This window comes from Vibrio pomeroyi, from assembly GCA_041879425.1.
In the GTDB taxonomy this organism is placed as follows: Bacteria; Pseudomonadota; Gammaproteobacteria; order Enterobacterales; family Vibrionaceae; genus Vibrio; species Vibrio pomeroyi_A.
The window spans coordinates 1,942,768-1,962,881 of sequence record CP090854.1 but is presented as its reverse complement, the minus strand read 5'-3'; the positions used below and the strand labels follow the sequence as shown (position 1 = coordinate 1,962,881).

1 protein-coding gene is annotated in these 20,114 nt (G+C 53.0%); it reads left to right on the top strand.

The window, feature by feature from the left end:
- Positions 1–33: 33 nt before the first annotated feature.
- On the top strand, positions 34–20,085 hold the full coding sequence (locus L0992_08785; GenBank protein XGB65823.1) for an Ig-like domain-containing protein: 20,052 nt from the start codon (positions 34–36) through the stop codon (positions 20,083–20,085).
- Positions 20,086–20,114: the final 29 nt, after the last annotated feature.

The window sequence follows — 20,114 nt, the reverse complement described above, 5'->3', positions numbered from 1 at the left end:
CGTTTTGATTGAAAATGGGTTTTAGGGGTTTATATGGACATGACAGTATTGAATGTGAGCGGTGCATTAGCACTTGGCCAACGCATTGTTATTTCGGTAGATGGTACAATTAAAGTCCTAGAAGACGGCCAGCCATTGCAAGCGGGGGATGTCATTCTTGAATCCCTAAATGCCCCTAATACTCCGGAAGTATCAGCGAAGCGTTTTTCACCGGAAGAAGGTGGGGAAGTTGAGCTTGACCAAGATATAGCAAATATTTTTGCCGCATTAGAAGAAGGTGAAGATCCAACAGAACTCGGTGAAGAGTTCGCGACCGCTGCAGGTCAGAATGGTTCTAGTTTAGGTACTAGCGGAACCATCGAACGTGATGGTGAAGAAACTATTCCAGGAACCGAATTCGTAACCACAGGTTTTGAAGCGCTAGGTATGTCTCGTACTCAGAGCCTCAGCCTCCTCGATGCCTTCCGCTCGTTCGAGCAACCTAACAATGAACCTATTTTTGTTGATAACAATAACTCTCCAGCCGGTGACACTGTCTCTTTTACAACAAATGAAGACACACCAGTAAACGGAATCCTTTCAGCCTCAGACGAAGATGGTGACTCTCTATCTTTCACCAAAGCGACAGATCCATTAAACGGATCTGTAGTCGTCGATGACAATGGCGATTGGAGCTACACACCTAATGAAAATTACAACGGCGATGACAGCTTCACGGTTGTTGTATCCGACGGCCAAGGCGGTACCGATACAATCACAGTTAATATTGGTGTAGCTCCTGTCAACGATGCCCCTGTTGGCAATGACGTTTCAGTAACCACCAATGAAGACACCCCAGTAAGCGGAACGCTAAACGCAACTGATGCCGACGGTGACTCGTTAACATTCACTAAAAGCACAGATCCGTCAAACGGCTCTGTGGTTGTCGATGAAAATGGTAACTGGACTTACACACCAGATGAAAACTACAACGGTTCTGACAGTTTTACAGTCGTTATCAGTGATGGTGAAGGCGGTACTGATACTATTACCGTTGATGTTGGGGTTACGCCTGTAAATGATGACGCTTTATTCACAGACCAGGAAGTAAGCTACGCGGAAAACCAAGTGGCGGACGCGGTGGTTGGCACCTTGTCAGGCAGCGATCTGGATGGCGTGACCAAATACGAGTTCAAACACAGTGACGGCACCTTAAGCACCACCAGTGAAGACGGCTTCTACAGTGTGGATGCGGCCGGCAATATCAGCATCACGGCAGCGGGCGTGGCGGCGGAGGTGAACGACTTCGAGCAAGGCACGAACAGTGGCGATTACCAAGTAGTATTAACAGATGATTTAGGTAATGTTTCAGAAGCTACTGTGACGCTGAAAGAAACGAACGTGAACGACAACGACACGGTCATCGATAAAGCGACAGATACGTTCGAGTATGCGGAAGGCACGGCAGCGGGCGTAACGCTGGGCACGGTCACGGCGACCGACGCCGATGGCACCAACATCGAGTACAGCATCGCTGACGCAAACAACGTGTTCCATAATGGCGAAGCGCTGTATACCGTGAATGAGCAGACCGGTGAGGTCAGCCTGACGGATGCGGGTTATGCCGCGTTCACCAACGACTACGAGTTGGATGACAACAGTCATACAATCACAGTGACGGCGACGGGCACGGACGGTTCGGGCGATAACACGGTTGATACGATCGAGGTGACGCTGAAAGAAACGAACGTGAACGACAACGACACGGTCATCGATAAAGCGACAGATACGTTCGAGTATGCGGAAGGCACGGCAGCGGGCGTAACGCTGGGCACGGTCACGGCGACCGACGCCGATGGCACCAACATCGAGTACAGCATCGCTGACGCAAACAACGTGTTCCATAATGGCGAAGCGCTGTATACCGTGAATGAGCAGACCGGTGAGGTCAGCCTGACGGATGCGGGTTATGCCGCGTTCACCAACGACTACGAGTTGGATGACAACAGTCATACAATCACAGTGACGGCGACGGGCACGGACGGTTCGGGCGATAACACGGTTGATACGATCGAGGTGACGCTGAAAGAAACGAACGTGAACGACAACGACACGGTCATCGATAAAGCGACAGATACGTTCGAGTATGCGGAAGGCACGGCAGCGGGCGTAACGCTGGGCACGGTCACGGCGACCGACGCCGATGGCACCAACATCGAGTACAGCATCGCTGACGCAAACAACGTGTTCCATAATGGCGAAGCGCTGTATACCGTGAATGAGCAGACCGGTGAGGTCAGCCTGACGGATGCGGGTTATGCCGCGTTCACCAACGACTACGAGTTGGATGACAACAGTCATACAATCACAGTGACGGCGACGGGCACGGACGGTTCGGGCGATAACACGGTTGATACGATCGAGGTGACGCTGAAAGAAACGAACGTGAACGACAACGACACGGTCATCGATAAAGCGACAGATACGTTCGAGTATGCGGAAGGCACGGCAGCGGGCGTAACGCTGGGCACGGTCACGGCGACCGACGCCGATGGCACCAACATCGAGTACAGCATCGCTGACGCAAACAACGTGTTCCATAATGGCGAAGCGCTGTATACCGTGAATGAGCAGACCGGTGAGGTCAGCCTGACGGATGCGGGTTATGCCGCGTTCACCAACGACTACGAGTTGGATGACAACAGTCATACAATCACAGTGACGGCGACGGGCACGGACGGTTCGGGCGATAACACGGTTGATACGATCGAGGTGACGCTGAAAGAAACGAACGTGAACGACAACGACACGGTCATCGATAAAGCGACAGATACGTTCGAGTATGCGGAAGGCACGGCAGCGGGCGTAACGCTGGGCACGGTCACGGCGACCGACGCCGATGGCACCAACATCGAGTACAGCATCGCTGACGCAAACAACGTGTTCCATAATGGCGAAGCGCTGTATACCGTGAATGAGCAGACCGGTGAGGTCAGCCTGACGGATGCGGGTTATGCCGCGTTCACCAACGACTACGAGTTGGATGACAACAGTCATACAATCACAGTGACGGCGACGGGCACGGACGGTTCGGGCGATAACACGGTTGATACGATCGAGGTGACGCTGAAAGAAACGAACGTGAACGACAACGACACGGTCATCGATAAAGCGACAGATACGTTCGAGTATGCGGAAGGCACGGCAGCGGGCGTAACGCTGGGCACGGTCACGGCGACCGACGCCGATGGCACCAACATCGAGTACAGCATCGCTGACGCAAACAACGTGTTCCATAATGGCGAAGCGCTGTATACCGTGAATGAGCAGACCGGTGAGGTCAGCCTGACGGATGCGGGTTATGCCGCGTTCACCAACGACTACGAGTTGGATGACAACAGTCATACAATCACAGTGACGGCGACGGGCACGGACGGTTCGGGCGATAACACGGTTGATACGATCGAGGTGACGCTGAAAGAAACGAACGTGAACGACAACGACACGGTCATCGATAAAGCGACAGATACGTTCGAGTATGCGGAAGGCACGGCAGCGGGCGTAACGCTGGGCACGGTCACGGCGACCGACGCCGATGGCACCAACATCGAGTACAGCATCGCTGACGCAAACAACGTGTTCCATAATGGCGAAGCGCTGTATACCGTGAATGAGCAGACCGGTGAGGTCAGCCTGACGGATGCGGGTTATGCCGCGTTCACCAACGACTACGAGTTGGATGACAACAGTCATACAATCACAGTGACGGCGACGGGCACGGACGGTTCGGGCGATAACACGGTTGATACGATCGAGGTGACGCTGAAAGAAACGAACGTGAACGACAACGACACGGTCATCGATAAAGCGACAGATACGTTCGAGTATGCGGAAGGCACGGCAGCGGGCGTAACGCTGGGCACGGTCACGGCGACCGACGCCGATGGCACCAACATCGAGTACAGCATCGCTGACGCAAACAACGTGTTCCATAATGGCGAAGCGCTGTATACCGTGAATGAGCAGACCGGTGAGGTCAGCCTGACGGATGCGGGTTATGCCGCGTTCACCAACGACTACGAGTTGGATGACAACAGTCATACAATCACAGTGACGGCGACGGGCACGGACGGTTCGGGCGATAACACGGTTGATACGATCGAGGTGACGCTGAAAGAAACGAACGTGAACGACAACGACACGGTCATCGATAAAGCGACAGATACGTTCGAGTATGCGGAAGGCACGGCAGCGGGCGTAACGCTGGGCACGGTCACGGCGACCGACGCCGATGGCACCAACATCGAGTACAGCATCGCTGACGCAAACAACGTGTTCCATAATGGCGAAGCGCTGTATACCGTGAATGAGCAGACCGGTGAGGTCAGCCTGACGGATGCGGGTTATGCCGCGTTCACCAACGACTACGAGTTGGATGACAACAGTCATACAATCACAGTGACGGCGACGGGCACGGACGGTTCGGGCGATAACACGGTTGATACGATCGAGGTGACGCTGAAAGAAACGAACGTGAACGACAACGACACGGTCATCGATAAAGCGACAGATACGTTCGAGTATGCGGAAGGCACGGCAGCGGGCGTAACGCTGGGCACGGTCACGGCGACCGACGCCGATGGCACCAACATCGAGTACAGCATCGCTGACGCAAACAACGTGTTCCATAATGGCGAAGCGCTGTATACCGTGAATGAGCAGACCGGTGAGGTCAGCCTGACGGATGCGGGTTATGCCGCGTTCACCAACGACTACGAGTTGGATGACAACAGTCATACAATCACAGTGACGGCGACGGGCACGGACGGTTCGGGCGATAACACGGTTGATACGATCGAGGTGACGCTGAAAGAAACGAACGTGAACGACAACGACACGGTCATCGATAAAGCGACAGATACGTTCGAGTATGCGGAAGGCACGGCAGCGGGCGTAACGCTGGGCACGGTCACGGCGACCGACGCCGATGGCACCAACATCGAGTACAGCATCGCTGACGCAAACAACGTGTTCCATAATGGCGAAGCGCTGTATACCGTGAATGAGCAGACCGGTGAGGTCAGCCTGACGGATGCGGGTTATGCCGCGTTCACCAACGACTACGAGTTGGATGACAACAGTCATACAATCACAGTGACGGCGACGGGCACGGACGGTTCGGGCGATAACACGGTTGATACGATCGAGGTGACGCTGAAAGAAACGAACGTGAACGACAACGACACGGTCATCGATAAAGCGACAGATACGTTCGAGTATGCGGAAGGCACGGCAGCGGGCGTAACGCTGGGCACGGTCACGGCGACCGACGCCGATGGCACCAACATCGAGTACAGCATCGCTGACGCAAACAACGTGTTCCATAATGGCGAAGCGCTGTATACCGTGAATGAGCAGACCGGTGAGGTCAGCCTGACGGATGCGGGTTATGCCGCGTTCACCAACGACTACGAGTTGGATGACAACAGTCATACAATCACAGTGACGGCGACGGGCACGGACGGTTCGGGCGATAACACGGTTGATACGATCGAGGTGACGCTGAAAGAAACGAACGTGAACGACAACGACACGGTCATCGATAAAGCGACAGATACGTTCGAGTATGCGGAAGGCACGGCAGCGGGCGTAACGCTGGGCACGGTCACGGCGACCGACGCCGATGGCACCAACATCGAGTACAGCATCGCTGACGCAAACAACGTGTTCCATAATGGCGAAGCGCTGTATACCGTGAATGAGCAGACCGGTGAGGTCAGCCTGACGGATGCGGGTTATGCCGCGTTCACCAACGACTACGAGTTGGATGACAACAGTCATACAATCACAGTGACGGCGACGGGCACGGACGGTTCGGGCGATAACACGGTTGATACGATCGAGGTGACGCTGAAAGAAACGAACGTGAACGACAACGACACGGTCATCGATAAAGCGACAGATACGTTCGAGTATGCGGAAGGCACGGCAGCGGGCGTAACGCTGGGCACGGTCACGGCGACCGACGCCGATGGCACCAACATCGAGTACAGCATCGCTGACGCAAACAACGTGTTCCATAATGGCGAAGCGCTGTATACCGTGAATGAGCAGACCGGTGAGGTCAGCCTGACGGATGCGGGTTATGCCGCGTTCACCAACGACTACGAGTTGGATGACAACAGTCATACAATCACAGTGACGGCGACGGGCACGGACGGTTCGGGCGATAACACGGTTGATACGATCGAGGTGACGCTGAAAGAAACGAACGTGAACGACAACGACACGGTCATCGATAAAGCGACAGATACGTTCGAGTATGCGGAAGGCACGGCAGCGGGCGTAACGCTGGGCACGGTCACGGCGACCGACGCCGATGGCACCAACATCGAGTACAGCATCGCTGACGCAAACAACGTGTTCCATAATGGCGAAGCGCTGTATACCGTGAATGAGCAGACCGGTGAGGTCAGCCTGACGGATGCGGGTTATGCCGCGTTCACCAACGACTACGAGTTGGATGACAACAGTCATACAATCACAGTGACGGCGACGGGCACGGACGGTTCGGGCGATAACACGGTTGATACGATCGAGGTGACGCTGAAAGAAACGAACGTGAACGACAACGACACGGTCATCGATAAAGCGACAGATACGTTCGAGTATGCGGAAGGCACGGCAGCGGGCGTAACGCTGGGCACGGTCACGGCGACCGACGCCGATGGCACCAACATCGAGTACAGCATCGCTGACGCAAACAACGTGTTCCATAATGGCGAAGCGCTGTATACCGTGAATGAGCAGACCGGTGAGGTCAGCCTGACGGATGCGGGTTATGCCGCGTTCACCAACGACTACGAGTTGGATGACAACAGTCATACAATCACAGTGACGGCGACGGGCACGGACGGTTCGGGCGATAACACGGTTGATACGATCGAGGTGACGCTGAAAGAAACGAACGTGAACGACAACGACACGGTCATCGATAAAGCGACAGATACGTTCGAGTATGCGGAAGGCACGGCAGCGGGCGTAACGCTGGGCACGGTCACGGCGACCGACGCCGATGGCACCAACATCGAGTACAGCATCGCTGACGCAAACAACGTGTTCCATAATGGCGAAGCGCTGTATACCGTGAATGAGCAGACCGGTGAGGTCAGCCTGACGGATGCGGGTTATGCCGCGTTCACCAACGACTACGAGTTGGATGACAACAGTCATACAATCACAGTGACGGCGACGGGCACGGACGGTTCGGGCGATAACACGGTTGATACGATCGAGGTGACGCTGAAAGAAACGAACGTGAACGACAACGACACGGTCATCGATAAAGCGACAGATACGTTCGAGTATGCGGAAGGCACGGCAGCGGGCGTAACGCTGGGCACGGTCACGGCGACCGACGCCGATGGCACCAACATCGAGTACAGCATCGCTGACGCAAACAACGTGTTCCATAATGGCGAAGCGCTGTATACCGTGAATGAGCAGACCGGTGAGGTCAGCCTGACGGATGCGGGTTATGCCGCGTTCACCAACGACTACGAGTTGGATGACAACAGTCATACAATCACAGTGACGGCGACGGGCACGGACGGTTCGGGCGATAACACGGTTGATACGATCGAGGTGACGCTGAAAGAAACGAACGTGAACGACAACGACACGGTCATCGATAAAGCGACAGATACGTTCGAGTATGCGGAAGGCACGGCAGCGGGCGTAACGCTGGGCACGGTCACGGCGACCGACGCCGATGGCACCAACATCGAGTACAGCATCGCTGACGCAAACAACGTGTTCCATAATGGCGAAGCGCTGTATACCGTGAATGAGCAGACCGGTGAGGTCAGCCTGACGGATGCGGGTTATGCCGCGTTCACCAACGACTACGAGTTGGATGACAACAGTCATACAATCACAGTGACGGCGACGGGCACGGACGGTTCGGGCGATAACACGGTTGATACGATCGAGGTGACGCTGAAAGAAACGAACGTGAACGACAACGACACGGTCATCGATAAAGCGACAGATACGTTCGAGTATGCGGAAGGCACGGCAGCGGGCGTAACGCTGGGCACGGTCACGGCGACCGACGCCGATGGCACCAACATCGAGTACAGCATCGCTGACGCAAACAACGTGTTCCATAATGGCGAAGCGCTGTATACCGTGAATGAGCAGACCGGTGAGGTCAGCCTGACGGATGCGGGTTATGCCGCGTTCACCAACGACTACGAGTTGGATGACAACAGTCATACAATCACAGTGACGGCGACGGGCACGGACGGTTCGGGCGATAACACGGTTGATACGATCGAGGTGACGCTGAAAGAAACGAACGTGAACGACAACGACACGGTCATCGATAAAGCGACAGATACGTTCGAGTATGCGGAAGGCACGGCAGCGGGCGTAACGCTGGGCACGGTCACGGCGACCGACGCCGATGGCACCAACATCGAGTACAGCATCGCTGACGCAAACAACGTGTTCCATAATGGCGAAGCGCTGTATACCGTGAATGAGCAGACCGGTGAGGTCAGCCTGACGGATGCGGGTTATGCCGCGTTCACCAACGACTACGAGTTGGATGACAACAGTCATACAATCACAGTGACGGCGACGGGCACGGACGGTTCGGGCGATAACACGGTTGATACGATCGAGGTGACGCTGAAAGAAACGAACGTGAACGACAACGACACGGTCATCGATAAAGCGACAGATACGTTCGAGTATGCGGAAGGCACGGCAGCGGGCGTAACGCTGGGCACGGTCACGGCGACCGACGCCGATGGCACCAACATCGAGTACAGCATCGCTGACGCAAACAACGTGTTCCATAATGGCGAAGCGCTGTATACCGTGAATGAGCAGACCGGTGAGGTCAGCCTGACGGATGCGGGTTATGCCGCGTTCACCAACGACTACGAGTTGGATGACAACAGTCATACAATCACAGTGACGGCGACGGGCACGGACGGTTCGGGCGATAACACGGTTGATACGATCGAGGTGACGCTGAAAGAAACGAACGTGAACGACAACGACACGGTCATCGATAAAGCGACAGATACGTTCGAGTATGCGGAAGGCACGGCAGCGGGCGTAACGCTGGGCACGGTCACGGCGACCGACGCCGATGGCACCAACATCGAGTACAGCATCGCTGACGCAAACAACGTGTTCCATAATGGCGAAGCGCTGTATACCGTGAATGAGCAGACCGGTGAGGTCAGCCTGACGGATGCGGGTTATGCCGCGTTCACCAACGACTACGAGTTGGATGACAACAGTCATACAATCACAGTGACGGCGACGGGCACGGACGGTTCGGGCGATAACACGGTTGATACGATCGAGGTGACGCTGAAAGAAACGAACGTGAACGACAACGACACGGTCATCGATAAAGCGACAGATACGTTCGAGTATGCGGAAGGCACGGCAGCGGGCGTAACGCTGGGCACGGTCACGGCGACCGACGCCGATGGCACCAACATCGAGTACAGCATCGCTGACGCAAACAACGTGTTCCATAATGGCGAAGCGCTGTATACCGTGAATGAGCAGACCGGTGAGGTCAGCCTGACGGATGCGGGTTATGCCGCGTTCACCAACGACTACGAGTTGGATGACAACAGTCATACAATCACAGTGACGGCGACGGGCACGGACGGTTCGGGCGATAACACGGTTGATACGATCGAGGTGACGCTGAAAGAAACGAACGTGAACGACAACGACACGGTCATCGATAAAGCGACAGATACGTTCGAGTATGCGGAAGGCACGGCAGCGGGCGTAACGCTGGGCACGGTCACGGCGACCGACGCCGATGGCACCAACATCGAGTACAGCATCGCTGACGCAAACAACGTGTTCCATAATGGCGAAGCGCTGTATACCGTGAATGAGCAGACCGGTGAGGTCAGCCTGACGGATGCGGGTTATGCCGCGTTCACCAACGACTACGAGTTGGATGACAACAGTCATACAATCACAGTGACGGCGACGGGCACGGACGGTTCGGGCGATAACACGGTTGATACGATCGAGGTGACGCTGAAAGAAACGAACGTGAACGACAACGACACGGTCATCGATAAAGCGACAGATACGTTCGAGTATGCGGAAGGCACGGCAGCGGGCGTAACGCTGGGCACGGTCACGGCGACCGACGCCGATGGCACCAACATCGAGTACAGCATCGCTGACGCAAACAACGTGTTCCATAATGGCGAAGCGCTGTATACCGTGAATGAGCAGACCGGTGAGGTCAGCCTGACGGATGCGGGTTATGCCGCGTTCACCAACGACTACGAGTTGGATGACAACAGTCATACAATCACAGTGACGGCGACGGGCACGGACGGTTCGGGCGATAACACGGTTGATACGATCGAGGTGACGCTGAAAGAAACGAACGTGAACGACAACGACACGGTCATCGATAAAGCGACAGATACGTTCGAGTATGCGGAAGGCACGGCAGCGGGCGTAACGCTGGGCACGGTCACGGCGACCGACGCCGATGGCACCAACATCGAGTACAGCATCGCTGACGCAAACAACGTGTTCCATAATGGCGAAGCGCTGTATACCGTGAATGAGCAGACCGGTGAGGTCAGCCTGACGGATGCGGGTTATGCCGCGTTCACCAACGACTACGAGTTGGATGACAACAGTCATACAATCACAGTGACGGCGACGGGCACGGACGGTTCGGGCGATAACACGGTTGATACGATCGAGGTGACGCTGAAAGAAACGAACGTGAACGACAACGACACGGTCATCGATAAAGCGACAGATACGTTCGAGTATGCGGAAGGCACGGCAGCGGGCGTAACGCTGGGCACGGTCACGGCGACCGACGCCGATGGCACCAACATCGAGTACAGCATCGCTGACGCAAACAACGTGTTCCATAATGGCGAAGCGCTGTATACCGTGAATGAGCAGACCGGTGAGGTCAGCCTGACGGATGCGGGTTATGCCGCGTTCACCAACGACTACGAGTTGGATGACAACAGTCATACAATCACAGTGACGGCGACGGGCACGGACGGTTCGGGCGATAACACGGTTGATACGATCGAGGTGACGCTGAAAGAAACGAACGTGAACGACAACGACACGGTCATCGATAAAGCGACAGATACGTTCGAGTATGCGGAAGGCACGGCAGCGGGCGTAACGCTGGGCACGGTCACGGCGACCGACGCCGATGGCACCAACATCGAGTACAGCATCGCTGACGCAAACAACGTGTTCCATAATGGCGAAGCGCTGTATACCGTGAATGAGCAGACCGGTGAGGTCAGCCTGACGGATGCGGGTTATGCCGCGTTCACCAACGACTACGAGTTGGATGACAACAGTCATACAATCACAGTGACGGCGACGGGCACGGACGGTTCGGGCGATAACACGGTTGATACGATCGAGGTGACGCTGAAAGAAACGAACGTGAACGACAACGACACGGTCATCGATAAAGCGACAGATACGTTCGAGTATGCGGAAGGCACGGCAGCGGGCGTAACGCTGGGCACGGTCACGGCGACCGACGCCGATGGCACCAACATCGAGTACAGCATCGCTGACGCAAACAACGTGTTCCATAATGGCGAAGCGCTGTATACCGTGAATGAGCAGACCGGTGAGGTCAGCCTGACGGATGCGGGTTATGCCGCGTTCACCAACGACTACGAGTTGGATGACAACAGTCATACAATCACAGTGACGGCGACGGGCACGGACGGTTCGGGCGATAACACGGTTGATACGATCGAGGTGACGCTGAAAGAAACGAACGTGAACGACAACGACACGGTCATCGATAAAGCGACAGATACGTTCGAGTATGCGGAAGGCACGGCAGCGGGCGTAACGCTGGGCACGGTCACGGCGACCGACGCCGATGGCACCAACATCGAGTACAGCATCGCTGACGCAAACAACGTGTTCCATAATGGCGAAGCGCTGTATACCGTGAATGAGCAGACCGGTGAGGTCAGCCTGACGGATGCGGGTTATGCCGCGTTCACCAACGACTACGAGTTGGATGACAACAGTCATACAATCACAGTGACGGCGACGGGCACGGACGGTTCGGGCGATAACACGGTTGATACGATCGAGGTGACGCTGAAAGAAACGAACGTGAACGACAACGACACGGTCATCGATAAAGCGACAGATACGTTCGAGTATGCGGAAGGCACGGCAGCGGGCGTAACGCTGGGCACGGTCACGGCGACCGACGCCGATGGCACCAACATCGAGTACAGCATCGCTGACGCAAACAACGTGTTCCATAATGGCGAAGCGCTGTATACCGTGAATGAGCAGACCGGTGAGGTCAGCCTGACGGATGCGGGTTATGCCGCGTTCACCAACGACTACGAGTTGGATGACAACAGTCATACAATCACAGTGACGGCGACGGGCACGGACGGTTCGGGCGATAACACGGTTGATACGATCGAGGTGACGCTGAAAGAAACGAACGTGAACGACAACGACACGGTCATCGATAAAGCGACAGATACGTTCGAGTATGCGGAAGGCACGGCAGCGGGCGTAACGCTGGGCACGGTCACGGCGACCGACGCCGATGGCACCAACATCGAGTACAGCATCGCTGACGCAAACAACGTGTTCCATAATGGCGAAGCGCTGTATACCGTGAATGAGCAGACCGGTGAGGTCAGCCTGACGGATGCGGGTTATGCCGCGTTCACCAACGACTACGAGTTGGATGACAACAGTCATACAATCACAGTGACGGCGACGGGCACGGACGGTTCGGGCGATAACACGGTTGATACGATCGAGGTGACGCTGAAAGAAACGAACGTGAACGACAACGACACGGTCATCGATAAAGCGACAGATACGTTCGAGTATGCGGAAGGCACGGCAGCGGGCGTAACGCTGGGCACGGTCACGGCGACCGACGCCGATGGCACCAACATCGAGTACAGCATCGCTGACGCAAACAACGTGTTCCATAATGGCGAAGCGCTGTATACCGTGAATGAGCAGACCGGTGAGGTCAGCCTGACGGATGCGGGTTATGCCGCGTTCACCAACGACTACGAGTTGGATGACAACAGTCATACAATCACAGTGACGGCGACGGGCACGGACGGTTCGGGCGATAACACGGTTGATACGATCGAGGTGACGCTGAAAGAAACGAACGTGAACGACAACGACACGGTCATCGATAAAGCGACAGATACGTTCGAGTATGCGGAAGGCACGGCAGCGGGCGTAACGCTGGGCACGGTCACGGCGACCGACGCCGATGGCACCAACATCGAGTACAGCATCGCTGACGCAAACAACGTGTTCCATAATGGCGAAGCGCTGTATACCGTGAATGAGCAGACCGGTGAGGTCAGCCTGACGGATGCGGGTTATGCCGCGTTCACCAACGACTACGAGTTGGATGACAACAGTCATACAATCACAGTGACGGCGACGGGCACGGACGGTTCGGGCGATAACACGGTTGATACGATCGAGGTGACGCTGAAAGAAACGAACGTGAACGACAACGACACGGTCATCGATAAAGCGACAGATACGTTCGAGTATGCGGAAGGCACGGCAGCGGGCGTAACGCTGGGCACGGTCACGGCGACCGACGCCGATGGCACCAACATCGAGTACAGCATCGCTGACGCAAACAACGTGTTCCATAATGGCGAAGCGCTGTATACCGTGAATGAGCAGACCGGTGAGGTCAGCCTGACGGATGCGGGTTATGCCGCGTTCACCAACGACTACGAGTTGGATGACAACAGTCATACAATCACAGTGACGGCGACGGGCACGGACGGTTCGGGCGATAACACGGTTGATACGATCGAGGTGACGCTGAAAGAAACGAACGTGAACGACAACGACACGGTCATCGATAAAGCGACAGATACGTTCGAGTATGCGGAAGGCACGGCAGCGGGCGTAACGCTGGGCACGGTCACGGCGACCGACGCCGATGGCACCAACATCGAGTACAGCATCGCTGACGCAAACAACGTGTTCCATAATGGCGAAGCGCTGTATACCGTGAATGAGCAGACCGGTGAGGTCAGCCTGACGGATGCGGGTTATGCCGCGTTCACCAACGACTACGAGTTGGATGACAACAGTCATACAATCACAGTGACGGCGACGGGCACGGACGGTTCGGGCGATAACACGGTTGATACGATCGAGGTGACGCTGAAAGAAACGAACGTGAACGACAACGACACGGTCATCGATAAAGCGACAGATACGTTCGAGTATGCGGAAGGCACGGCAGCGGGCGTAACGCTGGGCACGGTCACGGCGACCGACGCCGATGGCACCAACATCGAGTACAGCATCGCTGACGCAAACAACGTGTTCCATAATGGCGAAGCGCTGTATACCGTGAATGAGCAGACCGGTGAGGTCAGCCTGACGGATGCGGGTTATGCCGCGTTCACCAACGACTACGAGTTGGATGACAACAGTCATACAATCACAGTGACGGCGACGGGCACGGACGGTTCGGGCGATAACACGGTTGATACGATCGAGGTGACGCTGAAAGAAACGAACGTGAACGACAACGACACGGTCATCGATAAAGCGACAGATACGTTCGAGTATGCGGAAGGCACGGCAGCGGGCGTAACGCTGGGCACGGTCACGGCGACCGACGCCGATGGCACCAACATCGAGTACAGCATCGCTGACGCAAACAACGTGTTCCATAATGGCGAAGCGCTGTATACCGTGAATGAGCAGACCGGTGAGGTCAGCCTGACGGATGCGGGTTATGCCGCGTTCACCAACGACTACGAGTTGGATGACAACAGTCATACAATCACAGTGACGGCGACGGGCACGGACGGTTCGGGCGATAACACGGTTGATACGATCGAGGTGACGCTGAAAGAAACGAACGTGAACGACAACGACACGGTCATCGATAAAGCGACAGATACGTTCGAGTATGCGGAAGGCACGGCAGCGGGCGTAACGCTGGGCACGGTCACGGCGACCGACGCCGATGGCACCAACATCGAGTACAGCATCGCTGACGCAAACAACGTGTTCCATAATGGCGAAGCGCTGTATACCGTGAATGAGCAGACCGGTGAGGTCAGCCTGACGGATGCGGGTTATGCCGCGTTCACCAACGACTACGAGTTGGATGACAACAGTCATACAATCACAGTGACGGCGACGGGCACGGACGGTTCGGGCGATAACACGGTTGATACGATCGAGGTGACGCTGAAAGAAACGAACGTGAACGACAACGACACGGTCATCGATAAAGCGACAGATACGTTCGAGTATGCGGAAGGCACGGCAGCGGGCGTAACGCTGGGCACGGTCACGGCGACCGACGCCGATGGCACCAACATCGAGTACAGCATCGCTGACGCAAACAACGTGTTCCATAATGGCGAAGCGCTGTATACCGTGAATGAGCAGACCGGTGAGGTCAGCCTGACGGATGCGGGTTATGCCGCGTTCACCAACGACTACGAGTTGGATGACAACAGTCATACAATCACAGTGACGGCGACGGGCACGGACGGTTCGGGCGATAACACGGTTGATACGATCGAGGTGACGCTGAAAGAAACGAACGTGAACGACAACGACACGGTCATCGATAAAGCGACAGATACGTTCGAGTATGCGGAAGGCACGGCAGCGGGCGTAACGCTGGGCACGGTCACGGCGACCGACGCCGATGGCACCAACATCGAGTACAGCATCGCTGACGCAAACAACGTGTTCCATAATGGCGAAGCGCTGTATACCGTGAATGAGCAGACCGGTGAGGTCAGCCTGACGGATGCGGGTTATGCCGCGTTCACCAACGACTACGAGTTGGATGACAACAGTCATACAATCACAGTGACGGCGACGGGCACGGACGGTTCGGGCGATAACACGGTTGATACGATCGAGGTGACGCTGAAAGAAACGAACGTGAACGATGGACCAATTGCCGTAGATGGCGTTGTCAATACCAGCGAAGACACTCCAATCCTCATTGAGTGGGATTCGTTTGGAATTACAGATGTTGATTCGCCGGATTCATCTTTAGGTATTGAGATTACTGATTTACCAGATAACGGTCAGTTTGAGTACTTTGGTGACGATGGTCTGTGGCATGATGTTTCAGTTGGTCAAGTCATTGATAAAGGTGCGTTTGATGCAGATAGAGTTCGTTTTACTCCTGATGAAGATGAGTCAGGGTACGATAATCATTCAACTCCAGGGGTAGGCGATCAACAGCAAGATTATGCTCAAATAAGCTTTAAACCAACGGATGGTATTAATACAGGTCTTGAATCGACTATTGCTATAAATGTTACGCCAATTGCTGATGCGCCTAACTTGATTACTAACATAGATGGTATTGAACTGCCGGATCAACAATTCAACGTGAATATGTGGAATGGTGTCTCGGTTGGTTCCCAATATGGAGTTGGTAATGGTGTTGATCCTGATATCTTGATTAATGTCATAGATGATTTGGATAGTAACGATAGTTCTTCAAGTAATACCAATGATGTTAGAGACCCTAGCCAAGGCGCTGGTCAAGCGACACTTATAACTGGCCTTATCTATCTTGAAGCCGGTACATCTTATGACTTTGTTGGTAGAGCTGATGATAGTTTGGCGATCAAAGTAGGTGGTGAGCTTACAGACGACGCTCGTTGGGGTGATGGTCGCGGGACCATTCAAGGAGGAGCATTTACACCAACTGTTTCCGGTTTTTACCCAATAGAGATTTATCATCATAATCAGAGTGGTCCTGGTAACTTCGATGTTAATGTTTCAGTTGATGGTGGAAGCGCTGTTAATTTAAATAACATCAACTTTGGTATTGTCAGTGATGTATCTCAATTAGACAGTATTGATATACGTACATCAGAGCTGATCAATGAAAATGGTGTTGAGTTTTATCAGGTTTATACAACGAATGAAGGCCTACAAGATACGCGGATCCCATTGACAGAGCTGCAAGCATCGTTAAATGATATCGATGGTTCAGAGACTTTGGCTGTGAATGTAAGTGGTTTCCCTGCGGGGGCAGAGTTAAGCGATGGAGTCAACTCTCACACATTTACTAACACGAATGAAGAATTTGATATTAGCAGTTGGGATATGACAAATTTGACTGTCTTACCTCCTGCAGGAAGTCACGACGATTTCACTATCGATGTGGAAGCAGTTGCTAGCGAGAAGGATTCAACAAGTACTGCAACAACTTCGACTAGCATCGATGTGGTCGTTTACGAATACAATGCTACTCATACTCAACCTGATACTAGAACTGTAGATGAAGATAACAATGTTTCCGGCAACGTTTTATCTAATGATACTGACGCAGACAACACTTTATCATTGCAGTCAGTTGAAATAGGGGGGACGCTCTATGACCTTGGTCAAACTATCACGTTGACTAGTGGTGAGTTAACTGTTGACCAAGATGGTAGTTATTTGTTTGTTCCTTCTGACAATTGGTCTGGCGATGTCGCAACTGTAACTTATACGACAAACACAGGCGTAAGCGATACTCTTGATATCACAGTAACCGCGATTGCAGACGCTCCTCGTATAACTATTGCAGTCGGAGAATTACAACAAACGCAAGCGGTACCCGATTTCGGAACGTCACCTAGCGATATTCGCAACCTCGTGAGTAATGGTGAAACCTCTATCGGAGATATCAGTTTCGACCACGTTGATCAGTCTCCAGCGTTCAATAATGGTAACCAAGGTGACGACTTGATGATTGCGCCAGATAATGCAGCGGCACAGCAGTTTGTGGGCGATCAGCAAGCAGTTAACTTAAGTCAACACGGTAGCGACACGTTTGTCGGTACCAGTGGTAATGATTCCTTTTATGGTGGGAATGGCTCGCAGGATAGCGAAGCGGAAACCGACACAGTTATCTACCAAGGTAAGTTCTCCGAGTACGGTCTCGATTTTCGTGGTTTAGAGCACAGCCAAGTGCCGTATTGGCTAGTAAAAGACTCACTAGAAAGGGATACGTCTAGCGATAACTCACCAACAACAGAAGACGGGGACCACTTATACGGAATCGAAAGACTTATATTCTCAGATGCTATTGTTGAAATCGATAATGAAACTGGTGAATATACGGTTCTTCAAGATCGAGCCATACCATTAGACATTACAACCGAACTGGTCGATGTAGATGGTAGTGAGACGTTAAGTAGTGACGTAACAATACAAGGCATTCCTCAGGGAGTTGGGTTGTATGTGGACGGGCAACTGATTTCCCCGAATAATGATGGTAGTTACTCTGTTACTATCCCTGCATCCGGTGAGATTAACGCTGAATTACGTATTCCGTATTCTCATGAAGGCGACGTTGACTTTGAGCTTTCCGTAACGGCAAGTTCAACAGAGTCAGGGAACTCCGATCAAGCAGTTACCGTAGAAACGGCTGATGTTAGCTTTAGAAGCTATGTCCTTAACACTGGCTCCCATGGTGATGACAACATAGTTGGCTCTTTAGACAATGACTTAATTGTTGGTGACGTACAGGGACTGCAGATCGTAGCAGGTGAGGATTACAACATCGCCTTTATACTGGATACTTCTGGCAGCATGGGCAGCGACGTCGATACGGCGAAGGATGAGTTGTTAGTTGTTTTTGATGCTATTTTAGCGAGCTCTCAAGGGCAACACTCAGGTGATGTGAATATCCTAATTACCGATTTTTCTAATGGTAGTAATACGTCTGTTTCTGTGGACTTAAGCAGTCAAAACCCTAGAGCTCAGTTTGTTTCTGCTCTCGATAGTATTGTAGACAATGGAAGCGGCGGAACTAATTATGAGGCAGGTTTCGAGTCTGCTGTTGATTGGTTTGCTACGCAAAGTAGTGGGAACAATATCTCTTACTTTATTTCAGATGGTGAGCCAACCTCTTATACAGAAAGTAAGTTGATGAGAAGCGATTTTGACGACATATTGCTAGATTACGATGAAGCTACTAATACTGTTATTACCCTAGATGATTTAATCCCTGATGGATATACAAATGGAGTTATCAATTATCAGGGTAAAGTTTTGATTGATGGTGATTCTAAGCTTTATTCTCCGTTAACCGGTGAACAAATTGGAGAACTGAGCATAAACGGATATTCTTTTGACTACTACGATAGAGGTGGAGTTAACAGACAAGGTCAACATATGTTTCAACTGTTAGCTTTAATGTCTGCTGTTGAAGCTATCGGGTTAGGTAGTTCATTAGATCAAGATGTCCTTGACGATTATGATTCTGACGGCGTAGTTGCGACATCTATTGATGTAACTAAACTTGCTGAGGTTATTTTAGGAAAAGAAATCGACCTGTTACAAGGTTCTGATGGTATTGATGGCCTAGCGGGTAATGACATCATATTTGGTGACTTCATGCAGTTTGACAATATTTCCGGTCAAGGTGTACCAGCCATTCAGAAATATGTGGCTCAGCAAACAGGTGAGGAGTTATCACTTGTGTCTGCTCGCGATATTCACACTTACATTACGGATAACGTCGACGAGTTCAATCAATCAAATGCTAATGACAAGGATGACGTTTTATCAGGTGGTGACGGTGACGACCTTTTATTTGGTCAAGGCGGTGACGATACGCTGATAGGTGGACTTGGTGATGATATTTTAACGGGTGGTGACGGTGATGACTTGTTCAAGTGGGTTGATCAACCGTTCCAAGGTGATGTCGATACGATAACCGATTTTGCTTTAGGGGAAGACCATCTTGATATCTCTGAGTTGTTACCAAACGAAAGTTCAATGTTTGATCTTCTTGAGCATATTACAATTGAAAAAGTTGATAACGGCAGTGGTGATAAAGACCTTGTTATTACCATCTCAGAAAACACAGATAACACAGGTCAAACTCAAAAGATTGTTCTTGATAATGTAGGCGATCAGTTCGACTCGGTTAATAGTGCAGTAGATGGTTCTGTTACTAATAGTGATTTGACCAATTTGGTGAGTCAGTTGTTCGTTAACTTACCGGATCAACTTTAAAAAAAGGGCCGAAAGGCCCTTTTTTATTA